The organism is Vibrio minamisatsumaniensis (assembly GCF_050337445.1).
GTDB lineage: Bacteria > Pseudomonadota > Gammaproteobacteria > Enterobacterales > Vibrionaceae > Vibrio > Vibrio artabrorum.
Genome location: NZ_JAKJSY010000022.1, coordinates 26,237 through 49,251, shown reverse-complemented (window position 1 = coordinate 49,251; position 23,015 = coordinate 26,237). Strand labels below are relative to the sequence as shown.

The window sequence follows — 23,015 nt, the reverse complement described above, 5'->3', positions numbered from 1 at the left end:
AATGACAAAAAATAAACAAGTGCAAAGAGCCGTTCGATGGTCGTGTTCATGGTTATACCTATTGGTTTTCGTCAGCCTTGTGGCCTCTAAAGTCTATGCTGACGAAGGGGGAGAAAAAGTCACGCCAATTACGGCACTTAATACACTGATCACCAATCCCGGTATCGGGGTGGAAACGTTCCATGATGGTTGGGGCACGGACTTAACCCTTGAACAATATCCAGCGTCGGGAATTGGATATTATCGGTACTATTGGAGTGAGCTTGAGCCAAGCGAAGGTGAGTACAATTTTGCTCTTATTGATCGCTTGCTTGAAAATAACACCAAGCAGTCACGACGAGTCGCTTTGCGCTTTATGGCGCTTGACGAACCATCTTCAGGCACAAAAATCCCACAATGGCTTATCGATAAGGGGATTGCAGGGCAGTGGGTTGAAAATGGAAAAACCTTCGTGGCTGATCTTGATGACCCAACATACCTCTCCTATGTTGAAAAGTTACTCCGTGCTTTTGGTCAACGTTACGATGATGACTTGCGGCTTGCTCAGATTGACATCGGCATGGTGGGCTCTTGGGGGGAGTGGCATAACAGTAACTTTCCTGATCTCGAGCCTCTGCACAGTCGATATTCAGATCAGCAGTTAAATACGTTCGTTGATTTGTATTTTTCGGCATTTCCAAATACGGCCAAATTGATGTTAATTGGTGGAGGATCTTCTCTTTCTTACGCTATTGAAAAAGGCGCAGGGTGGCGCGCCGATTGCTGGGGTGATTGGCATCATTTTTCTCCGACTTGGAGCCATATGGGAGATGACTACCCGTATAGAATTCAACAAGCAAAAGCGCAAACGCCATTATTCGATACCGCTTGGCAGCGCGAGCCGGTTAGTTTCGAAGTGTGTGGTAACATGCGTGGCTGGTGGACGACACAACATTATACGAGAGAGCAAGTCGCAGCGTCATTGGACTGGGCGATTAGCCACCACGCAAGCAGTCTTAATTTGAAATCGACACCGATTCCAGAGCAGTACCGTGATTTATTAGATAAAGCGTTACTAAAGATTGGGTATCGTTTCCGAGTTGATTCGATTCGTCATTCAGCTCGCGTGTTGGCGGGGCATCATCTCTCTCTGACAACCCATATTGTTAACGATGGCGTGGCACCAACGTACCAACCTTCTTATGCGTATTATCGGTTAGTAAACAGCAGCGGTAAGGTCGTGTCTATTGGAAAAGACCGCACCAGCAGCGAAACGTGGCTTCCTGGACTGTATCAATCGACGGTAAACCTCTCATTGCCGATGGCACTAAAAGCCGGCCGCTACTATGTCGAAATAGCCGTGAGCGAAAGTCTTGACAGCAAACCTGTAAATTTGGCGAATACAGGAAAGCTGGCGGATGGGTGGTATCGTTTAAGTGACGTTATCGTTAAAGAGTCACAACAATAATCGCATGACTTTTGATGTGCTTTGTCGGTGACATTATTCATGGGTAGCCTCGAATTCAAGCTCGCCACGGAATCCGTGGCGGCATGGGTATCGAGTTTTACAGTTTTGGTTAGGAGTCAGTTTGGCTAAGAAATATTATGTGGTTTGGAAAGGTCGTACAGCGGGCATTTTTACCACTTGGAACGAGTGTAAAGCACAAGTCGATGGTTTTGCTGGCGCGAGATATAAATCGTTTCCAACACTCAACGAAGCTGAGTCTGCATTCGGTGGTAAAACCTCTTTGACGTCTAGCGCCGCGAAGCCAAGCTCAACGGGCAGAGCAACGAAAGCGAAGGTGCCACCGCTTTCGGAACAACAAATCACGGATATGCCTTTTGATATTAAAATCTTCACTGACGGGGCTTGTGAACCCAACCCTGGAGAAGCGGGAACGGGGATAGCGGTTTATCAACACAACCAGTTAACAGAATTGTGGTATGGCTTGTATCAGCCTGTGGGCACCAACAATACCGCTGAGTTACACGGGCTTAAGCAAGCGTTTATACTCGCGAAAGAGAAGCTCAATGCGGGTTTGTCTGTTGCGATTTATTGTGACTCCAAATACTCGATAGATTGCATTACTCTGTGGGCAACGGGTTGGGAGAAAAAGGGTTGGACCAAGTCGGGCGGCGAGATTAAAAACCTCGATATTATTCAACCTGCGTATGCTCTTTACCAAGAATTGGCATCTAAAATTACGATTTATCATGTGAACGGTCACGTGGGCATTGAAGGCAATGAATTGGCCGATAGAATGTCGATTGTGGCTATCTCATCGAAAGAGCAACAAATGGTTCCATATCGTGATATTGAAGATATTGCCTCTATTTTGGCACTGCGAGCCGGCTAAACGGGAAACCTATCGATGACCTTGATACTCATTGGTAGGTGTTTCGCCCATTTCTTTATTTTTACGCCTGTTTCTAGGTTGGGTTTTCAATCCATTGCGACAACTGCTGAGCTTGTTTTATCGAATTAAAGTACTTGGTCACACGTTGTCTCGCTTTTAACCCCATCTCGGTTTTGTCATTGCTGCTTAATTGCGCAAAACGTTCAATCGCTTCTCTTAATTCCTCAACGTTCTTTTCACTAACCACAAAACCAGTCTCTGGTGAGACGATCTCTTTGCAGCCCATGATGTTGGTTGTAATAACGGGTGTGCCGACAGCCATCGCTTCTTTTAGCACTAACGGCCCAGTATCGACACAACCTGTTTCTGAAAAACAGAATGGTGCGATGAGGCTATCGTAGTGCGACAGGTTTTCTTTGACCCACTCGTGAGATTTGGCGCCAAGAAAGGTCACATTTTGGGTGAGTCCTTGCTCTTCTACCTGTAATTTTAATGGTTGTTCTAAATCGCCAGTGCCGATAATGTCGAGGTGAATATCGAGAGGTTCGGCAATCGGTGCTAATGCATCAATCAGATGGTGGATACCTTTTTGTTCAACCAATCGACCAAGGAAAACTAAGCGTAACTGCTTCGCTTCGGTCTTTTTGTGCAATTGGAACTGTTGGGTATTTACTCCGCAGTGCAAGAGCTTAACATTGCCGTTGGCCATGCTCTTGAAGTCTCTGAGCATGTCTTTGCACACTGCGACCACAAAATCACTCGAAGAAATTTTCTGTTGAATGTCATAAGCAAATTCGTAAACATCGTGACCGTGAGCCACGAACGAACAAGTGATGTTCAACAGCTTTGCAGCAACAATCGCGTGAGCAGCGGTGTGTTGGCAGAAGTGTGCGTGTACGTGGTCTATCTCTTTCTCGGAGAGTTGCAGCGCCAATTTGAATCCATAAGCGAGCAATGATTTTTTAGGCAAACTGGTTTGCTTGGAAACAAAGGATACTGCCCTGATAATGCCGGTCCAATTGATGTTTGTGAGTTGACTCATTCGAACATCTCGACCAATTTCCACAATATCATAATCAAACGACTTTTCGCTCTTTTCTCTCTCAAATGTCATCACGCAAACATCGTGTCCACAGGCTTTAACAGAATCAACTTCTGTTTGAATAAAGGTCTCACTGAGTACTGGATAAGTGGGGGCTATAAAGGCTACTTTCTTCATTCTTTGCTCCTTCGAATATTACGCAATAAAGCAATAAAGCAATAAAGCAATAAAGCAATAAAGCTATAAAGCTATAAGGTAATAAAGCAAGATACGAACCAAGATCAAAGGGTGCGCTGGGAGGACTTTTTGATTGCTTTCTTAAGGTTATCCCGCCAGATGTGGTCAGTTTTATCAAATTGATAATCAAATTGGAATTATGATGATCTTCTTCCGTTTTCCTTGTTCGTCATTTTGAGAATAGCTGCGTAGGTGGTTGTATATGAAAGCAATTTAGTCGTGTGGGTTGTCGGCATAGAACGTGCAAAGTTAGTTGTATACCGTATCAATCAGAGGCGTCAGCATGGCTACAGTGAGCGTTATTATTCCCACCTACAATTGTTTGGATTATCTGCCGAAAGCCATTGGCAGTGTGATCAAGCAAACCCATCAAGATATCGAGATCATTATTATTGATGACAACAGTAATGATGGAACGTCTACTTATCTCGCGTCGATTGATGATGAACGCATCATTAAACTATCCACCTTAGGGGTGGGAGCGCCTCAAGCAAGAAACCTTGGCATAGAAAAAGCTTCTGGTGAGTACATCGCTTTTTTAGATGCTGATGACTTTTGGTATCCAGACAAAATCGAGCGACAACTCGAATTTCATCAACGATACCCAGATCTTGCGATGAGTTTTACTAACTACGAACACCTGACTGAAGATTATCAAGTGATCGTCGATTGCTTTAGTTACTGGTCGCAGTTTCAAGAGCAAGATGAGTTGTTTATCAACATCCAGAACCCGCTGGAGTTCATCATCGAAAACAATGTGATTGGTACATCGACGGTCATGGTCAAAGGCAATGTTTTTTCTCAAACTGGCACTTTCAACGCTGATGTTAAGTATGGAGAAGATTGGGACCTATGGCTGCGAATGAGTGAAAACCATCAGATTGGTGTGTTGAACTCAGTGCAGGTTGGTTACTTGATGAGAGCGAGCTCCGTGACCCAAACAGACAGTCTTAAATTGAGAAATTTGCAGTCTATAGAAACCATCCTGCAACGTTATCAAAATGACCGTCAACAATGGAACCTGCCAACGTCCAGTTTTAAAATTGCCAACGCTAGGATACTAGAAGGCTACGCTGACTATTACAGAGGCTTACAGCAGAACCGACGGGCCATCTTTTATAGCATCCGCTCTTTAGCGCTGGCTCCGCAAAAAAGAACCTTACGACACTTTCTCGGAGACTGTAAGAGTTTCCTAACGCTTGCATGTTAGGGAACGGATGATGTCCATGGGTTCATTAAAACAGTCGGCCTATTACGCCATTGGTATCGTGATGATGAAAGGGATCTCACTGGTGATGATCCCCTATATCACCCATAAAATGACGTTAGTCGAATACGGCTCCTTAGAGGTCATCGTGTTGTTGGCTGACATCGGGACGATCCTTTTTAGTTTTGGGATTGTTGAGGCCATGTATCGATATGTGGGCGTCGCTGAGGGTGAAGAGAAGAGAAAGCTGGTCTCGAACTGTTTCACATTGAGTGTTTTGGTCTGTGTGCTAGGAGGCGCTTTAATTGCTCTTAGTATGCCCCTGTTGTTGCTGATGCTGCCCGTTGAGTTCCAGCCTTATCAAATCCTACTTCTTCTGATCCCAACCATGCTCGATGGCGCAATTTCTATTCCGCTAACACTGATGCGAATGAATGCGATGGCAAAACGCTTTTGCATGCTCAATGTCATGAAGGCAAGTGTGCAAGCTGCAATGACGTTTGCATTGCTTGAAGCGGGGTATGTTATTGATGGTGTGTTGATTTCTTCTGCCGTTTCTAGCGTGTTGTTGATGCTGTGTTTATTGCGCTATCAATGGCAAGAGATGGGCGCATTTGGCAGCTTTAAGTACTCAGTTAAGATCCTAAAGTTTGGATTGCCCACGTTAGTCGGTGGTGCTTCGATGTACATGATTACGGGGTTAGACCGATGGGTGATGGCAAGTTTCGTTGGTGTCGAAGAACTGGCGATTTATGCGGTCAGTGGCAAATTTGCGTTGATCCTTGGATTGTTGCTGCAACCTTATGCGCTTTGGTGGTTTCCAAATCGGGTGGCCATGCTGCAACAATCTGATGGTCAGAAAGCGTGTGCGGATAGAGCGCTGGTCGGCGTTAATCTGGCTATTGTATTGGGGTGTTTGATGATCCTGACTGTGCCTGGTTTTATTACTTTGATTTTGCCAAGCAGTTATCAATATGCGGGTACCCTCGTCGTCGCACTCTTGGCGATTGGCGTGATTAAGAACGCAGGGGATTACCTCAACCTTGGTTGTTTCAGCGGTGATTCAAGCCAATCACAAATGTGGATACAAGGCGGTTGCGCGATCTTGGCTGCGATTGGTTATTTTGTGGTGACACCGATTTATGGTGTGTGGGGCGTTGTGGCAGTGCTTTGCGGTATCTACCTATTGCGGTTACTGCTCTTATATCTCGTCAGCCAAAGCATGGAGCCGTTACCTTATCAACACAAAAAATGGATAGTGGCGTTAAGCATTTCGATAGTGGCTATCGTGTGTGACCGCCTGATGGGTTTAGCACTGGTGAATGTGCCTGATTTTATTTTAGGAAGCTTTGTCGCTGTCATAACGCTGGTGGCCTTTGTTCGATACTCAGTGATCGTTATTCCTCAAACTGTGCTTGATCGATTTGTTGTTGGCAAACGTTCATCGGCAAATTGAACCGACGCTCTCTAAGTCGTCGATTTTTTTGATAAATGAAGGTAAGGCGTCACTAATTCTTTTATGTTCACTTTTGCACCAAGACGAGCGGCCAGTAAGTACATACCGCCAATCTTTCGGTGTAGGAATAGGGCATCGGCTGGCGGTGTATGCCAATATTCTTGCTCCATACTCAAAATGGTCCCTGCTTCACGAAGACTTTGTGCTAAACCACTGGCTTTGAAGTCGTAATCTTCGTCGACAAGCATGGGTTCACATGCCATTTTCACTAAGTTGAGAATCGCTTGGCGCTGAGCTGGGAGAATGGTCTCGCTAAAGAAGCCGATCTGCTCTAAGCCCAGGTTGAGGCCTTGTTCATCGTGGTTGATCACAGAAGTAAAAGCCAAGCGATAACCATCACTGAAGCGGTCGCTGTATTCACGTGTTGCCCCAAAATCTAACAGGCCAATCTGATGAGTGTGTTCAACGTAAAGGTAGTTAGCAAAATTGGGGTCGGTCTGCACCATTTTAAAGTCGAACAACTCTCTGAACATCAGTTCAAGCAAGCTACGCATCACAAAGTCACGAGTGCTTTGGTCATGGCCTTCTATTTGTTCAATAGAAACACCTTCAATGAAGTCCATCGCGAGTACCGATTCTGCCGAGATTTGAGGGTGGATTTTGGGCACAACAAAATGCGTGTGCTCTTTAAGTGCATGATAGTAACGTGTTGCGTAATCAGCCTCACGAGCATAATCGGCTTCGTCGTGGAGCTGCTTTTTTGCTTCTTCTAATAAGCCTTTATAATCAACCGTTTTGGGTATCAAACCCACGATGTTAAGTAGTGTGCCTACGTTGTTGACATCACTGTCGATGCTTTTGCGAATGCCAGGGTATTGAACTTTAACCGCTAATTTGTCTCCAGCGTCACTATAAGCTTGGTGGACTTGGCCAATGGAGGCACTGGCGATCGGTTTAAAGTTAAAGGTGATAAAGTTTGCTTTCCAACTGTCACCCAGTGCGTTTTCTAACACTTGGTTGAGTTGTTTCGCCGGCAATGGGTCGGCATCGGAACGCAAGCGGCTCAGAATGTTCGCGAGTTCAGGTTCAAGAATATCACCCGCGTCCATTGATAACATTTGGCCTAGTTTCATGGCTGCGCCACGCAAATGAGCCAGTTGATCGGTGAGGCGAGCAATGTTTTTTGGTGTCAGCATTAATTCTTTAGCGCTAGGACGGTTGCCTTTCGCGAGTTGCTTGGTGCCTTCCGTTATCACGTTACCTGCAACTCTGGTCGCTAACGACGCAAATTTACTGAATCTCGCCATTCGATGTGTGGGAAGGCTGCTCTCTTTTGCCGACATAAAGGCTCTCTCTTGGGATTGAGGTACACTAAAAATGTTTTGAATTGCTGTACTGTACAATGTTTAGTTGGGTAACCGTTCCTTTGTTTGTGATGACTCGTATGCAGGTTAGCACCATTAATAAGCTGGTGTTGTGGGGCGGTAATCAAACAACTAAGGACAAAGACACGCTGTCTGCCGGGTTAAAGTGGGTGACCGCTATGTGGGTATTCACCGCATGGCTGAGCCTCATTTCTACCAAACCGCCGTTGGTCTGACTTAAGTAAAAACTATTTAATGCAGCGGTTTCCATTGCAGCGCGACTTTCCTGTTAGCCAGAAGGAGACTTTGTATCGGTTGTTAGCAAAACGCAGATAACACCAGTCAGCCAATGGTTTGAATGTCGCCCAACGCAATGGGGCATACAGCCAACCCTTACCAACCAACTTCCACGCTTGGTAGGTCGCGTCCAACCCCAACAGCAATTGCCCGTTCTTATCGAGGGCATGCAATATCGTGTTAGCCGCGTTTGCATCAATCTGTGGATAGTCTGAAAACGCGTCACTGTATATGTCGATAGTTTGAATCTTATTCTCGGTATCATGCTTTGCAAGTGCCGCCATCTCTTTGGCGCACAGTGGGCAAGTCCCATCGTAAAATATCGTTAATGCAGTCATGACTTCCCTTACTCTTTATCTGTTCCTCTTTGTACGGGGGTGGTTCTTTAGTGGATCATTTGGGTTAGTTATTCGACACTGTAATTGTGACGACTATTTTACAGTACCATCTCGAGGTAAAATCCGTTCCATGCAATTACATATTAAGAGTCGATCCCCAATGACAACGAAATCAATGAGCCGCTTCATTATAGCCTTCGTAGCCCTAATGCTAAGTGGTTGTGTGAGCTACAGCGTTACTGAACAAGAAATGACGAACTACCTGCAAGATTCGGTGATGTTAGAACAAGAAGTCGGTGTGCAAAACGTTATGTATGCACAAGTGGCGGTTGATGACTTAGCGGTGCAAATTGGTCGAGCTGATGCCGAGCGAGTGTCTGTTCTGGCGAATACCAATGCAAAGGTTCAAGTGTTTAACATGCCAAACATGGGGCTAGATCTGGATATCGAATTCAGCGCGATTCCCGAATATGACCAAGAGAGTGGTGAGGTCTACTTAAAGTCTCTGCGTCTAGAGCGCTTTGAAGAAAAAGATAAACAGCTTTCGCCTGAGGTCGCCAAACTACTTAAGCCTGCCGTTTCTATGATTGGCTTTGCTTTGTCCCAGTCACCGGTTTACAAACTGGATAGTAATAAAGTGCAAGAGCTATTGATTAAGTCATCTCAGCCCAATCTCGTGATTAAAGATAATAAATTGGTTATCCAACTGTTTGATTAGTGGCTTCTCTATTCAATCCCGTCAGTGGCTATCGTTTCCATGGACAGGAGAGCCATGGCTAACATTGTACATTTAACGATAGGGCAACTCTCTGATCACAGGGCAGTTCTCTGAGCGTAGTAGTCTTTCTGTTAAATTTTCAAATCATCGAATCCAATACATTCGATACTGTTGTCTTTGAGCCATTGTTGTAAAACCGAGTTAGTTAGAAGGGCGTGTTCTTCCGTTCGTTTCGTGTGATAGCTAGATAGTGACCTAAGCTCGTGACTGGCAAAAAGTGATGGATGACACATTAATTCAAGTACACCGTTAGGCATTGTAGCTTGGTAGCTCAGCAATAAATCCTGCAGGCCATTAAGCGATACGCCTTCGTCAAAGAAGCGCATGTCGAAAGCATCAGGTGTTGGTACACGCAGTGCATCTTGCCCACTCACGATATTATCGATTCGTCGAACGGGTAGGCCGATTTCATTGGCTGTTCGAGTAAACGCCGCTTTAAGAGGTTGGAAAACACCACCAAAGTGATGGCTGTCGATATGGTTTATTTTCAAACCTGCTGCAATCGCTGCTTGATATTGCGCCTTAATCTCAAGTGCTACTTCCTCTTCGACGATGTCTGTTTTGTTGAGTAGCGTTGATTTATCAAAAAAATTACCTCGGCTATCCACGAGACTTGGCACTAGCTTTGGGGCGCTAACGGGTTTACCTGCTGTGACCGTAAAGTGAAGGCCTACTTCAGGAACCAAGCCCTGATGATAAAGTTCGATGGCGTGTTGTGTACCTGGTTGGTTCATCATGATAGTGGTTGATTTCACGATACCCGCTTGTAAACAATCGACGATGCCATCGTTTACGCTTTCGGTGAGGCCGAAATCATCGGCGTTGAGTATGAGTTTCACTGTTGACCCTTATGACAAGTTAGGTTCTAGGTTTAATCGTTTTGAATGAGTTTAGTGCTCGCGGAGTGAAAAGACTTAAAATTATTCTCATAATAAAAAGTGCGCTCGCTTGACCAAGTTTGTCTTGGTCTTTAAGAGAGTCTTGCGAGTCCATATTCACAGAGATAAGATTTGTTCATTACGTGATGTAATCTATAGGGTAAGCGACTACGTTTACAAACCAGAATTAACGGGTCATGCATTATTGAGGGTAATTTATGGGGTTGTTTGAGAACAGGCAACAAACACTGTCATTGCTGCATACATTCAGCGTTGCAGCCAAACATTTGAGCTTTACTTTGGCGGCCGATGAGCTGTTTTTGACTCAGGGTGGGGTAAGTCATCGTATTAAAAAACTGGAGCAACAGCTTAGATTCAGTTTGTTTGTGCGCAAAACTCGTAAATTGGAACTCACACCCGAAGGACAAAGGGTCTTATCAATGCTCAACGCCTCTTTCGAGTCGATATTTTCTGAACTCGTGGATATCCAAACGGGTGAATTGAGTGGTGAATTATATATCGCAACTTCTCCTTATTTTGCTGCGTCTTGGCTGATGCCACGCTTACCTGAATTTAGAAAGCTGTATCCTAATCTGAGCATTAAACTGCACACCAAGCAGAACCAATCTGACTTCCAATTTGAACCTTATGATGTGGCGATTTTTTATGGCAAAGGCCACTACCCTAATCATTACAGTGAGCGCTTGTTTTCAGGGACTAGAACGCCGGTATGCAGCCCTGAATATGCCAAGATGCTAGGATTCGAAGCATTAAACGATGGGATTTTTGCTCTGGATAAGCCAAGTATTGATAACTTGGTCCTGAAAGAGAGGCTACAAGCTTTAGCTAAGGTACGCTTTATTCATAGTGGTGGTGTCTCTGCTTGGCAACGTTGGTTAGCAGAAGCTCAAAGTGATGTAGATTGCACCTTGATGTGCGATTACTACAGTGATAGTCGTCTCGCAATGGATGCTGCAATGTTATCGATGGGAGTTGTATTAGGGCGCTTAGAGTTCATGAAGCCGCAGATTGAACAGGGGTTGCTAGTGGCTCCATTCATGAATATTGAGTCTGGTAAGGGCTATGATTTGGTGTGCCCGAAAGGCATGGAGCAGCGAACCAAGTTCCAGGTATTTGCTCTATGGGCGAAGCAGCAGTTATCAGGCGAAGCCGTCTAGACAAAGGCGAATTAAAGGTCTAGTTTGGGAGTTCATTTACTAAAAGAGAGGTGAATTATGTTTAGCCATGTTTTTCTTGGTACCGAAGATATTACGCGCGCGAAGTCTTTCTATGACCCCATCATGAAAGTGCTGGGCTATAGTGAAGGTTCTGTTGACCCTAAAGGGCGCTGTATTTATGTCAGCCAAACGGGCATATTAGGTTTAACTAAACCGATTGATGGTCAGCCAGCAACACACGGTAATGGTATGACCATCGGTTTTCTCGCATCATCTCCCGAGTTGGTGGACGAATGGCATCGTGTCGGTGTCGAAAACGGGGGTACAAGTATTGAAAACGGCCCCGGAGTGAGAGGCTCTGATGCGCGTCGTCTTTATATAGCCTATCTGCGAGATCCTGATGGAAACAAGATCTGTGCAACTCACTTTATGCCATAGTGGCGTATAATTAGGCTGGGTTGATGGTTTAGGGCTTGCGAATCAGAGCGCTAAACTTGCTCTTTTTTCCTAAAGACTCGCACCTATTGCAAAGGATCTGCTAGATGACATCGAGTGAATTGTTTTATGAGAGTTTTAAGCGTTGCCGGATTGACCAAGAATTCTTGGAGAGTTTTTTAGCGGATTTTTGCAAGCATAATCCAAGGTTTTCAGAACGCTTTGAAAACATAGGGTTAGAGCAACAAACTAAAATGCTTAAAGCTTCGATTATCCTCATCCACAACTCTGTCGGTCTGCCGAGTGTGCGAAATTCGGTGAGGAAGTTGGGTAAAAGACATAAAGATTTAGGGTTGAATATTTCGGAACAAGAGCTCAACGAGTGGTTTCAGTCATTGCTCAATACCGTTAAGAAATACGATCCTCACTATGATGCTCAGGTTGAACAAGCTTGGACTGAAACATTCGATGTTGGTCTCAAGATCATGAAAAAAGAGTGTGTGGTTCCTAGCACCGTCGATGATTAGTTTTACTTGTTTTTCAAGGTGTAAAAAGCAACCACTTAATGGCTTTCTCAAAACACCTATCGACAATATTTGAGTCCCAGATTAAACATACCGATGTGCGAGTGGAGTCTTTTAAATCATCATATTAGACTAAAACTTAAAAATCCCGTTAGACGTCTTATATTATGATTCTAGATATAAGGAGCCAAGCGGGATTTTTTGTATTTTGGCCGTTTAAAAGCGTATTTTAAGTATGCAAACAAAAGCGGTAGAAACGCTATTTTGCTTTCAAAGTGGTGTTTCGTTCAATAAACTTCACGGGTACCATCAGCTTAACTAAACTGGTGTCTTGCTCTTGAATCTGGCTAACAACAATTTTCACGGATTCACGTGCAAGGCGTCTGAAATCTTGCTTGAAAGTAGTGAGTTGGTAGTTCAACCATTGAGTCTGTGGGATATCATCAAAACCAATCACTTGAAGATCTTCTGGAATACGCAGGTTGAACTCTACGCGCGCCACATCCATGACCGCCATCGCGAGGTTATCTGTCGCACAGAAAATCGCTTGAGGATGTGTGGGTTCTGCAAACAGAGTCCGAATGGTATCTAGAGCATCAAGGTAGTCATAATCAGCTTCAATAACGCGAGCTTGTTGGCCCGTTAGATCTTCGAATTCTGAGCAAAAGCCCGATTCACGCTCACCGTTGGTGTAGGTCGGAACATTACCGGTTAGGTAAACCGCTGACTTTGTTCCTACGCTATGCAAATGCTGAGCGGCGACTTGGCCAGCGGCGTAGTTATCGCTCACTACATGGCTACTTTTCGTCCCTTCAACCACACGTGCGAACTGAACGATAGGGATGTCAAACTCTTCACACTCTTCATAAAGCGACTTATTAAAGGTCGCAGAAGCTGCAATTACGCCATCAACTCGGTATTGGAAGATATTAGGAATCGAGTGGTTGTCGTTTCCATCAACTTGCCAAGGAATCAATACCGCAGAGTACCCCTGTTTTTGCAGCTCTGTAGAGATAAGCTGTAGAGTTTTCATGTGGATAGGGTAGTCGGCATCTGGGAAAACGAGGCCAATCAATTTGGATTCATTTGTCGTCAGACTGCGGGCAAAGGCATTCGGACGATAATTCAACGATTTTGCTGCATCGAACACTTTCTGCTTGGTTTTTTCAGACACTGAACTGCCCGGGACAAATACGCGAGATACCGTTGATTGAGAAACGCCAGCAAGTTTAGCGACATCTTTAGAGGTGACGGTTGGCTTTGACGCCGTGGAGTGTTTTGGAGAGCTCATAGACCATACTTTTGAAGCAAATTGACTGTGCACAGAGTAACATAATTAGGTACGTATTCATAAAGTAATACCAAGGAATGGCATGAAAAATAAGGAATAATGTCTATTTTGAATTTTATGTTGGGTATAACCCATTCTCTGTATTGGTAAAACAGTATGATGACAGAGGTAGTGATAAAAAGCTCTGCGTAAGAGCAGAGCTTTAGATTACGAATTTACCCATAAAATGATCAACATGCCGCTAAGCCGCTGGTTATTTAAACCATAAGCCATTAGAAGTAGTAACGAATACCCGCAGCAAATTGGTCATCGCTATTTTCGTAGTGGCTACCAACAGACTTGTCGTTACCATGATCAAACTGGTATTCCGTCCAAACTAAGAACTTATTCTTCTTAAAGTGGTACTCAAGGCCAGGGATAATTAACTGACGTTTGTAGCCATTGGCGTTGTCATCGGTATCCGTCAAGTAGTTAACGTTAAAGGTTGGACGTAGACCGTTTTCAAAGTGGTAATAGGTGAAAAATTCGGCACCGAGGTGGTCGTAGAATTCAGCTTGGCTGGTGGTTTCCCAGTTTGAACCTTGGCTGTAGGTGAAACCAACGTATAGACCGCCGTGGGTGTAGTTCACACCGAATAGACCGATGCGTTGTGTATCTCCATCTTTGATGTTTTGAACGCCCGCATCGACATCATCAAACTCATTCTGGTGATAAGCCAAGCCAATCGTTAGACCATCCATAACGGTGTACAGTGTGGATGCGCCGATGCCGTTTTTCAGCGTTGCTGTTAAGCCGTTCGCGAGGCCAACATCTTCGCGAGTGGTTTGGTAAGTGAAACCGTATTTCCAGTTGTCGCCAATGTTGTTGCGGTAAGTTATCGAGTTCTCGGCACGACCTGTACCTGACGCAATACCCCAGTCAGATAGGTTGTAGTAACCAGAACCACGCGAACCGAACACACGGCCCATATCGGTAAACCAAGCCACATCGTAGAAGGTAGACCACTGCTTAGTACCAGCGGCGATCTTGCCGTATTTGTCATGCTCTACGCCTACGTATAGAAGTCGGTCGTAAATGTTATCGCCGTTAGCGCCAGAGTTGTAACCCCATTCAGCATGGCCAAAGCCAGTCCAGCCGTTATCGAGTCCCATTTGACCTTTAAGGCCAAAACGAGAGCTACCGCTGTTCCATTCGCCATTATGATCGTCACCTTTGTCTTGGTAACGAATGTCAAAACGACCGTCTAAAGTCAGGCTATCGCCCGTGTCATTGGTAAAAGTGTGTGCAGCAAAAGCAGAACTTGAGGTAAGTGCTGTTAGGATCACCGCAGAAAGAATTGACTTGTTCATTGTAATTCTCTTGATTTCAGGCCGCAGAAAGCCACCGTGCTTTCAAGCCCGTTATATAAGTAATGGTTTGGTAGGGTGTACCCCATCCATGAGGCACGAGTAGATTCAGTTATTAGTGGAGCAATAATGAATGTGTTGGAGCACTGACTAGGAGCGAGAAGGCTCTCCTAGTACGGTACGCGTAGCAACCTAAAGTCGATGTCTGTTTAGGTTGCTACTGTTTCTTTTTAAACTTTTGGTTTTTATCGTTTGTATTAAAGCGTCTCGATTACAGCGTTGGGTTCATGATGCTTGAAGTACGCTCGAACACATCTAGACCTTGCTGTTGTAGCCAGTAAGGAAGGTCGATAAGAACCCAGTTCTCAGACAGCTTATCACCGTCGCGGTAGTAAACGTCAACCACTTGCATGTTTGCACGTACTTCACCGCCCGTCATACCTAAGAAGCCACCTGTTGGTGTATTTGATAGGTTTGGCCAACCGAAGAAACAAGAGAAGTTACCTTCAGCGAAACGACAAACGTGGCCGTTGAACTTCTTATCTTTCAAGTTGTTGCGGAAAGGAAGTTGGTGTTGCTGTTGGTAGCGAGGAATGGTGTAAGACGCGCCGATACCACATGGGCCGTACCAAATCATGTCTTTTGACCAGCTCTTCGCGAGTACTTCTGGTGGGCAACCCATCGCGCCGCTGTCGTTAAGAGCCGACAAGTCATCAACCATTTTGTTGACTAGAGCCAGCGTTGCAACGCCTTCTTCTGGAGCCGCATCTTCGAATAACAGACCATCGTGGTTACGTGGGCCAGGGTAGACGAAGTGCTTACCCGTTGATGGTGGCAGTGGGTAGCAACCCGCTTGATCCATCATGCCTAGTAGGTCTAGGAACAGGCCTGTTTTTGTGATTTTGCCATCAACCACACAGTTAAATTCTGCGTAGCGAACGTTCATGATCTTGCCCGTTGGGCGCATGCCTAGGTATTCAGCGTCGAATAGACCCATGAAGTGACCCATGCTCATTACCCAAATCTCATCTGGGTTGATTTCGTTGTTGCCGCCGATGAAGATATCTTGACGACGTTGCATACGAGTCATTGACTTCATCATTGGCGCCCAGAATACGTCAGCGGCTGCTTGTGCGCCTTCTTGCTCACGGAATGGGTAAACACCGCGCCATAAGTAATCTTCAGACGTGTGTGCTTTTAAAACTTCAGCAACGTTCTCGTGAGTTGCGTTTTCCATTGCATCGAAATACTCACGAACAATGCGTTTAGCTTCTTGATATTTAGACATAATAATTTCTCTTTGTGTTGTCGAGCCAACATTCGGAACAGGACTCGATTGGGATTTTGTTACCGGCTGATTTTTCAGCCGGCTTTAAATTTTTCGTACTTGAATTTCAGCGTATGAGTATCGAATTAAGCTTTTGCTGTTTCTGCTTTTTTGCTTTTATCGAAGATGCCGCCTTTCAGTGTTTCTGGTAGAGATAGCCACAGTAGACCCGCTACAATCCATACGATTGGCGAGCCCCACATTGCTGTCTCAAGATCGGAGCGTGCTTGGATGAAGACCAGCACCATAGGAGCCCACATGCCGATGATACGGCCACCGTGGAACAGTGCTGCACCGAAGCTACGTAAGTGAGCTGGGAACAATTCAGAGAAGTAACCACCCCATACAGCAGAAGCAGACAGACCGAAGTTGTAGATAAGACCAAGGATAGCGAGCATGTTTAGGCTGCCGATCATCATATCGCTTGGTGCGACGAAGAATACTGAAGCCATTACACCCGCAAGGATGAAACCAAACGCGTTTACTTTACGACCGTATTTATCAGCGATCGCTCCCCATACCCAAGCACCGAACAGAGAACCGAAAGCTGAGATAGAGAAGATGATGCCGATAGTTGCGCCGTCAAATTGACGAACTTCTTTTAGGTACGTTGTTACGAAGCCAGAAAAGAACTGGTAACCATAGAAGTTAAGACCAGCCAGTAATAGACATGTAATCGTTAACTTGCGGTATGGCGCGCTGATCATTTCACCCCAAGAACCTTTTTTCGCTTCGGTGACTTCGCCGGCGGCATTTGTGGTCGCTTGTTGATCTTCTTCACCATACGCGATCACTTTCTTGTCGCTAGGTAGGATGAAGATCATCAGTGCAGCCGCGACGAGAGGAGGAATACCACCTACCCACATTAGGCTCTGCCAAGGTGCATCAACGCTCGAAATAAACGCTGCATACGCACCCATTGCCATTAGAGCAACCGAGAACATTGAAGAAGCGAATGCGGTTAACTTACCGCGAACCGACGGTGTGAATAGGCCGATCATCAGGCTTACCGCTACCGTGAAGTAACCACCTAAAGAAATACCAATGATGAAACGCATCGCTGCCCACATGGCGTAGTCAGTAAACATCATGTTGATGATGGTTGCGCCGCCGTTCAGTGCTGTAATGACAATAAGAGTTGATTTCTTACCAAAGTTTGATGCCACCCAGGCACAGCTTAGAGCACCAATAAGCGCACCAATCGACTGCCATGTATAGAACTGTGCGGTGTCCGCTAAGTTAATGCCATCATAAGCATCTACGATGTAGGGGCGTACGTAGTCAATAATTACAAAGTTATAACAATAGAAAAAGTAGCCAACTAGAATTGCAAGATAAGCAGCTACCCTTTGAATCATAGGAACTTCGCTCATGTGTTTTTTAGTAGTCATGACCGATAAACCTTTATTTTTGATAGGGTGTTTTTAGTTTTGATTTATGTGTAGTGGTCATTACTGTTCACTACACCGCATTCATTTCGGAAGAGATAATAGAATTTTTATGGTTATTAGTTCCGTGATCAAAGTCAATTTTAAAATGAGTGCGTACCCATTTTGTATATTTTAGTGATCTTGATCTCATTCGATTGTGATTTGCATTTTATTGAGTGTTTGCGAGGTTGTATTTACAATCTTAGTGATAATAGTCACACTTACTATGAGTTTTTGAAGGAAGTTATTCTTTTTTGAGTACTATTGGATGCGAATATATCGCCGAATCAAATAAACGGAATCTAAAATGGTTACGTACTCAAGTGTGGTGGTTATTGCTCTTTATGTAATAACGACATTATTTATCAGTTATTTAGTTAATAAGCGTTCAAGCTCTAGTGGCGACTTTTCAACGGGTGGAAAGCAGTTCGGCTGGTTTACCGCAGGTGTGTCGATTCTTGCGACTTATATTAGTGCGATGACGTTTGTAGGCATGCCGGGTTGGGTTTACCGTTCCGGCCTAGAAGCGATGAGTGTCCACTTAAATTACCCAATAGTGATTTTTTTCACTGTGGTTTTCTTTGTTCCGGTTTTTTATAAACTCGGCCTGACCTCGATCTACGAATATTTAGAGCATCGTTTTGGTGTGGTGGCTCGTACCATTAATTCCATTGTATTTATTATGGTTCAGTGTATTTCGGCTGGGGTTATTCTGTATGCGGTTGCCCTGATCTTAGTGCAAGTGCTTCCGATTGGTATTTTTGAATCGATCATCTATATCAGTTTGTTTACTGCTTTGTATACGTATTCGGGGGGGATTTCGACTGTAATATGGACAGATCTGCTTCAGTCTGCGGTGCTTATTATTGGTAGCATTGCCATTTTTGTCTTATTACTCATGCAGATTAATAGCGGAGATACGGTGTCTCCCGAGCATCTAAATATAATTAATCTGGATTTTGATTTCGGTGTTGATACGACATTGTGGGCAGGCGTAGTGGCCGTCAGCTTCTTACATCTAAGTGTGTATGGTACTAACCAATTAATTATTCAAAGAACCCTCGCGACAAAAAATGTGGAGATGGCGCAAAAGTCGATGCTGCTTTGTGGCTACGGTGCGTTCTTTATTTATCTCTTTTTTGCCGTGATGGGCGTCTTACTCAGTGTCTTTTACCAAGATCAAAGTTTTGAAAACAGCAATGAAGTCATTCTCGATTTTGTGTTCAACCATACTAATCCAATCATTGTTGGGCTGGTGATTTCAGCCTTGTCGGCTGCGGCAATGTCGACGTTGGATTCCACTTACAACTCTATGGCAACGGTCGCGACGTTCGATTTCTATAAACGCTTTTTCTGCAAGCAAGCTTCGGATGCGCATTACGAATCGGTGGCAAGAAAAATGAGTCTTGTGGCCGCCGTTCTGGTTATTGTCCCGGCTTTGTTAGCGGTCTCGAACGAGTCTGTGCTGAAAACTATTGCGAGTTTAACCTCTATTTTTGTCGGTATTCGCCTTGGTTCTTTCATCCTCGGTCTGTTTTTCAAAAATGCCAATGAAAAAGGTGTGATTGCTGGCAGTATTGGGAGCGTTATCGGGGTGTTTATTGCTAAATACAGTGGCATTGCTTGGCCTTGGTTAGCATTGCTGGGCACTGCGATTTTCTTAATTTTAGGTGTAGTCGTCAGTCGATTCTGGGGAAAAGTCAATGAACAACAACAGGCATTTATCGCCACGCAGAAGCACTTATTTGCAAAGCCTGCTGCCAGCCATTACGGCTTGCTTGTGTTCGCTGTTATTACGATAGCGGTTTGTACGGTTATTCCTGATTGGCTTTATGCTGCTCTTTCTTAATGGTTTAAAATTTAACTGGTAAATGTATGCTGTCCATTTTTGATATCTACAAAGTTGGTGTGGGTCCCTCTAGTTCACACACCAATGGCCCAATGATTGCGGGTTTTCATTTCACTCAATTGATCGCCGATAGAATCACAGATGTGGTTCGTGTTCAGGTCGATCTCTATGGTTCATTGTCGTTAACTGGGATCGGACACCACACGGATAGAGCGACGATTTTAGGCTTGCTCGGTAATAAACCCGATACCATAAAAATAAGCAGTGCCAATCAAGCCATGCGTCTTGCTATCGACAGTGGACAAATGCGGTTGAGTGGCTGTCGCACCATTGGCTTTAATTATCAAACAGACATGCTATTTCACGAAGACAATCTACCTTTGCATGAAAACGGGATGATGATTACCGCATTTGATCAAAGTGGAAACGTGATTGTTGATGAAACCTATTACTCGATTGGAGGTGGCTTTATTGCCACCGCCGATGAACTGCAAAGTGGTTGTCAGAGCCAACCGACGGAGGTGATGTTCCCATTTAGCAGTGCCGATGAAATGCTCGCGCAGGCGGATAAGAATGGCATGAGCTTGGGGGGCATGATTTTACAAAATGAAGCGGCTTTTCAAAGCGCAGATGCTATTTCAGAAAAGGTCGATCAAATTTGGCGCGTGATGACTCGTTGTATGGAGCGTGGCTTTGAAACCGAAGGCATTCTTGATGGTGGTTTGAACGTGACACGCCGAGCGCCAAATTTGTTGAAAAAACTTGAAGCGAATGCCGCGGTTGAAAATGATCCAATGGAAATCATGGATTGGATCAACTTGTTTGCGTTTGCGGTCAGCGAAGAAAATGCCGCAGGTGGCCAGGTGGTGACATCACCCACCAATGGCGCGGCGGGTGTTATTCCTGCCGTATTGATGTATTACCACCGCTTTATTAAAGAGCTTGATACCAAGCAGTTAAAAGACTTTTTAGCCGTATCGGGGGCGATCGGGATTTTGTATAAAACCAATGCGTCGATTTCCGGTGCGGAAGTTGGGTGCCAAGGTGAAGTCGGTGTGTCCTCTTCAATGGCTGCTGCCGGTTTAACGGCGTTACGCGGTGGCAGTAATGAACAGATTTGTATTGCCGCAGAAATCGCAATGGAGCACTCATTGGGTATGACATGTGATCCTATTGGTGGCTTGGTGCAAGTGCCGTGTATTGAGCGAAACGCGATGGGGGCAATGAAAGCCATTAACGCTTCACGCATGGCGCTCAAACGTAACAGTAAATCTCTAATATCCTTGGATAAGGTTATCGAAACCATGTACCAAACGGGCAAAGATATGAACAAGAAGTATCGTGAAACATCACTCGGAGGGCTTGCATTAATTCACCTCGCTGCACCGTGTGAGTAGTCTGCGGTTACACTCACGAGACCAATAAGAAAGCCCAACTGTACTCGATTGTCGATATCGTAGTCGGTTGGGCTTTCTGTTTTTAAGAGATTTCCACCTCAGCTCCCTAACCGGTTTCACACTGAAAATCTTTAGTTTTTAGATATTGATAATTTAAAATTATCATAAATATAAATTATGATAATTTCAGTTAATCAACATCTATCCATATACTCTCTTCATCGAAACGAAACATCGAAGCTAGCTTTCTAAAAGCACACCGTTAAAAACAAATTTGGAGACAGTTATGAAAATGAATCACGTTGGTATCATGGTTGGCGATATGGACAAAGCCGTTGAGTTCTACACTCAGGCGCTGGGCCTAAAAATCGTAATGAACAACACCAAAGTTATTGAAGAACGCGAAACCGCCATTGGCCGTATGTGTATTGCTGTATTTGGTGAAGGTTTCAAAGGCTTTAACATTGCACACTTAGTGACTAGCGATGGTATCGGTGTTGAGATGTTTGAAATGAAAGATCGTCAAGAACGTCACGAAGTCGATTTCACTCGCCTGGGCATCTTTCATTTCTGTTTACAAACAGACGACTTCGCGGGCGTCATTGAGCGCACTGAACAGTACGGGGGTAAGGTTCGCATGGATATTATGCGTTACCACCCAGAAGATGACAGCAAACAAGCGAAAATGGTTTACCTAGAAGACCCGTTTGGCAACTTATTTGAACTTTACTCGCATACATACGAAGAGACGTACGCGACTGACTACGAGTAACCGTGTTTCCCTATCTGTCGCAAGGCAGATAGGGCATCCCTATTTAAAGACGATGGAGACTAATCTAGTGATAGGGCAAACATAACGGATCCGGTCATGGTTTGAAGGTTAACTTCTCTGATTTAAGCAAACAGAACCCATTGAGTCAGTATCTTGGGCTTTTGACATTAGTCTGAAATTTCAGTCTATTTAATGATGTAATATCCTAATACAACGAAAAATATTGGTTAAGAATTAAATCATGAATAAACGACATATCTCGGCAGTGGCGCTTCTTACATTAATTATTGCAGGTTGTGGTGAGGAAAGTTCATCGGGCGGTGGTCATACACCCCCTCACCAACCGGCGATTAAGGCTCTCAGTAACAATATGATTTTTGCTATTGACGGCTTTGTCGAACACACGACGCCGATCCATCAGTTTTCGTCTATTACTGTTAAAAATGAACTGCCAGCATTTCAAGGAGCAGACACTCAGCAGGTTGATGTGGTGATAGATGTACCCACAATTGTTATCGATAACGGTAGTCGCCTTGCTGACGATTGGCACTGTTACGAAACAACAGGGCTAACGGCACAAAGGAAGAATCATCAATTATTCGTGGACGGTACGATTTCGGAGTATCGATTCGATGCTCAAAGTAACAGCTGTTCTAGTGATCATTTGGGTTCGTATGTGTTTAACAATGCGGTGTTCGACAGTGCTTTGAAATTTGAAACCGTTGGCAGTGTCGTGTTCAAAGATAAGAGTAGAATGGCGTCTAATTTGCCCACTTATGACTTTATCGCTCAGGCCTATGGACTGCAGTTAAAGGACCAGTTTGGTGATTCTTGGGAATCGTTACAGCGCGATAAAATAAACGCGGCGGCAAAAGAAGCCGGGGCTTCGCTCTTTAAGTTGAATGCTTTATCGGGAAAGATCGATTTGGATTTAAGTCAACTTTATAGCGATACGCTTATCGATTTTTCATCACTGGATGCAAATCAGTTGCTCAATGGGGCGATCTGGGGCATGCCAGGCCAAGGTGTCGCTGATGAGAAATGGTGCCGAATCGTGAATATTCCAGAAGGTCTAAGTCAGGACAGCATTAAGTATCAATCGGTTATTGCGACAAACTGTGCGAGGTCCACACCGCGTTATTGTGACGCCTCTGGCTCATCATTTTCGACTGGTAACTACCCACCCGTCGCACCTATTGCTTGGGATGATAGCACCGCGAGCAATGCCCAGTTGAACTCCGATGAGCAATTCCGAAAAGATGCTCAAGGTCACTTTATTGTAAAAAGTTCAAGTCAGAATGCATTTGTCCTTTCATCGAAATCAGCTGTGATCCCCATTTTTGGTTACACCGATCCGCGAAGTGATGGAAAAGTGAATAATGCTGGTCATTTTAGTTGGGCTGGTCATAAAGGGCATTGTCAAAATGTGATGAACAGCAGTCACACAAGAATGGGGATTGGATATAAAGCCAGTAAATCAAACCCATCACTGATGTCTTATTGGACACAAGATTTTAACTAACTCGCTCATGG

At 44.6% G+C, this 23,015-nt stretch carries 21 protein-coding genes; 13 read left to right on the top strand and 8 right to left on the bottom strand.

Annotated elements, in window-relative coordinates; genetic code table 11:
* Position 1: 1 nt before the first annotated feature.
* Entirely contained in the window at positions 2-1,447 is a 1,446-nt protein-coding gene (locus L4B77_RS06800; RefSeq protein WP_261839274.1) for a DUF4832 domain-containing protein, read from the top strand.
* Positions 1,448-1,568: 121 nt separating this feature from the next.
* Positions 1,569-2,336 (top strand): ribonuclease H1 domain-containing protein, encoded by a 768-nt coding sequence (locus L4B77_RS06795; protein WP_429749333.1) that lies wholly within the window; start codon positions 1,569-1,571, stop codon positions 2,334-2,336.
* 73 nt (positions 2,337-2,409) lie between these two features.
* Here L4B77_RS06795 and L4B77_RS06790 read toward each other — a convergent pair whose 3' ends face one another.
* A complete protein-coding gene (locus tag L4B77_RS06790) occupies positions 2,410-3,555 on the bottom strand; it encodes a glycosyltransferase family 4 protein (RefSeq protein ID WP_429749331.1) in 1,146 nt (381 codons plus the stop codon).
* Positions 3,556-3,898: 343 nt separating this feature from the next.
* On the opposite strand from L4B77_RS06790, the gene L4B77_RS06785 reads away from it, so the two are divergent.
* The gene (locus L4B77_RS06785) at positions 3,899-4,825 is read left to right on the top strand and encodes a glycosyltransferase family 2 protein (RefSeq protein ID WP_372040458.1); all 927 of its coding nucleotides are present in this window, start codon (positions 3,899-3,901) and stop codon (positions 4,823-4,825) included.
* Between the two features lie 16 nt (positions 4,826-4,841).
* A complete protein-coding gene (locus L4B77_RS06780; protein ID WP_429749328.1) occupies positions 4,842-6,278 on the top strand; it encodes a lipopolysaccharide biosynthesis protein in 1,437 nt (478 codons plus the stop codon).
* Positions 6,279-6,289: 11 nt separating this feature from the next.
* On the opposite strand, the gene L4B77_RS06775 is transcribed toward L4B77_RS06780, so the two are convergent.
* Positions 6,290-7,621 (bottom strand): ABC1 kinase family protein, encoded by a 1,332-nt coding sequence (locus tag L4B77_RS06775; protein ID WP_429749326.1) that lies wholly within the window; start codon positions 7,619-7,621, stop codon positions 6,290-6,292.
* Between the two features lie 59 nt (positions 7,622-7,680).
* Between L4B77_RS06775 and L4B77_RS06770 the strand changes: the two genes are divergently transcribed.
* On the top strand, positions 7,681-7,878 hold the full coding sequence (locus L4B77_RS06770; RefSeq protein WP_261839280.1) for a hypothetical protein: 198 nt from the start codon (positions 7,681-7,683) through the stop codon (positions 7,876-7,878).
* 12 nt (positions 7,879-7,890) lie between these two features.
* Here the strand turns inward: L4B77_RS06770 and L4B77_RS06765 are convergent, their stop codons facing one another.
* Positions 7,891-8,277 carry a thiol-disulfide oxidoreductase DCC family protein gene (locus L4B77_RS06765; protein WP_429749324.1) on the bottom strand — a complete coding sequence of 129 codons (387 nt, stop codon included), beginning with the start codon at positions 8,275-8,277 and terminating at the stop codon, positions 7,891-7,893.
* 160 nt (positions 8,278-8,437) lie between these two features.
* On the opposite strand from L4B77_RS06765, the gene L4B77_RS06760 reads away from it, so the two are divergent.
* Positions 8,438-8,995: a YceB family lipoprotein gene (locus L4B77_RS06760; protein ID WP_429749322.1), complete on the top strand. Its 558-nt coding sequence runs from the start codon at positions 8,438-8,440 to the stop codon at positions 8,993-8,995.
* Positions 8,996-9,126: 131 nt separating this feature from the next.
* On the opposite strand, the gene L4B77_RS06755 is transcribed toward L4B77_RS06760, so the two are convergent.
* Positions 9,127-9,894: a carbohydrate deacetylase gene (locus L4B77_RS06755; RefSeq protein WP_429749320.1), complete on the bottom strand. Its 768-nt coding sequence runs from the start codon at positions 9,892-9,894 to the stop codon at positions 9,127-9,129.
* A gap of 257 nt (positions 9,895-10,151) precedes the next feature.
* Here L4B77_RS06755 and L4B77_RS06750 point away from each other — a divergent pair, with 257 nt between their 5' ends.
* The 3 genes from L4B77_RS06750 (at position 10,152) to L4B77_RS06740 (ending at position 12,073) form a co-directional block, all read left to right on the top strand.
* On the top strand, positions 10,152-11,111 hold the full coding sequence (locus L4B77_RS06750; RefSeq protein ID WP_372063183.1) for a LysR substrate-binding domain-containing protein: 960 nt from the start codon (positions 10,152-10,154) through the stop codon (positions 11,109-11,111).
* Positions 11,112-11,168: 57 nt separating this feature from the next.
* On the top strand, positions 11,169-11,549 hold the full coding sequence (locus L4B77_RS06745; protein ID WP_261839285.1) for a VOC family protein: 381 nt from the start codon (positions 11,169-11,171) through the stop codon (positions 11,547-11,549).
* 104 nt (positions 11,550-11,653) lie between these two features.
* Positions 11,654-12,073, top strand: coding sequence for a globin (locus L4B77_RS06740; protein ID WP_372041094.1), 420 nt, complete (start codon positions 11,654-11,656; stop codon positions 12,071-12,073).
* A 256-nt stretch (positions 12,074-12,329) separates the two neighbouring features.
* On the opposite strand, the gene L4B77_RS06735 is transcribed toward L4B77_RS06740, so the two are convergent.
* From L4B77_RS06735 to L4B77_RS06720, 4 genes are all read right to left on the bottom strand, one after another.
* Positions 12,330-13,361, bottom strand: a complete 1,032-nt coding sequence (locus L4B77_RS06735; protein ID WP_429749316.1) for a LacI family DNA-binding transcriptional regulator — start codon at positions 13,359-13,361, stop codon at positions 12,330-12,332.
* Positions 13,362-13,633: 272 nt separating this feature from the next.
* Positions 13,634-14,710, bottom strand: a complete 1,077-nt coding sequence (locus L4B77_RS06730) for a porin (RefSeq protein ID WP_429749314.1) — start codon at positions 14,708-14,710, stop codon at positions 13,634-13,636.
* Between the two features lie 268 nt (positions 14,711-14,978).
* Positions 14,979-15,995, bottom strand: a complete 1,017-nt coding sequence (locus tag L4B77_RS06725; protein WP_261839292.1) for a nuclear transport factor 2 family protein — start codon at positions 15,993-15,995, stop codon at positions 14,979-14,981.
* 125 nt (positions 15,996-16,120) lie between these two features.
* Positions 16,121-17,425 carry an MFS transporter gene (locus L4B77_RS06720; RefSeq protein WP_429749311.1) on the bottom strand — a complete coding sequence of 435 codons (1,305 nt, stop codon included), beginning with the start codon at positions 17,423-17,425 and terminating at the stop codon, positions 16,121-16,123.
* Positions 17,426-17,771: 346 nt separating this feature from the next.
* Here L4B77_RS06720 and L4B77_RS06715 point away from each other — a divergent pair, with 346 nt between their 5' ends.
* From L4B77_RS06715 to L4B77_RS06700, 4 genes are all read left to right on the top strand, one after another.
* Positions 17,772-19,313: a sodium:solute symporter family transporter gene (locus tag L4B77_RS06715; protein ID WP_429749309.1), complete on the top strand. Its 1,542-nt coding sequence runs from the start codon at positions 17,772-17,774 to the stop codon at positions 19,311-19,313.
* A 26-nt stretch (positions 19,314-19,339) separates the two neighbouring features.
* Positions 19,340-20,710, top strand: a complete 1,371-nt coding sequence (locus L4B77_RS06710; protein WP_429749307.1) for an L-serine ammonia-lyase — start codon at positions 19,340-19,342, stop codon at positions 20,708-20,710.
* A gap of 286 nt (positions 20,711-20,996) precedes the next feature.
* A complete protein-coding gene (locus L4B77_RS06705) occupies positions 20,997-21,482 on the top strand; it encodes a VOC family protein (protein ID WP_261839296.1) in 486 nt (161 codons plus the stop codon).
* 241 nt (positions 21,483-21,723) lie between these two features.
* Positions 21,724-23,004, top strand: a complete 1,281-nt coding sequence (locus tag L4B77_RS06700) for a CAP domain-containing protein (RefSeq protein WP_429749304.1) — start codon at positions 21,724-21,726, stop codon at positions 23,002-23,004.
* Positions 23,005-23,015 lie beyond the last annotated feature (11 nt).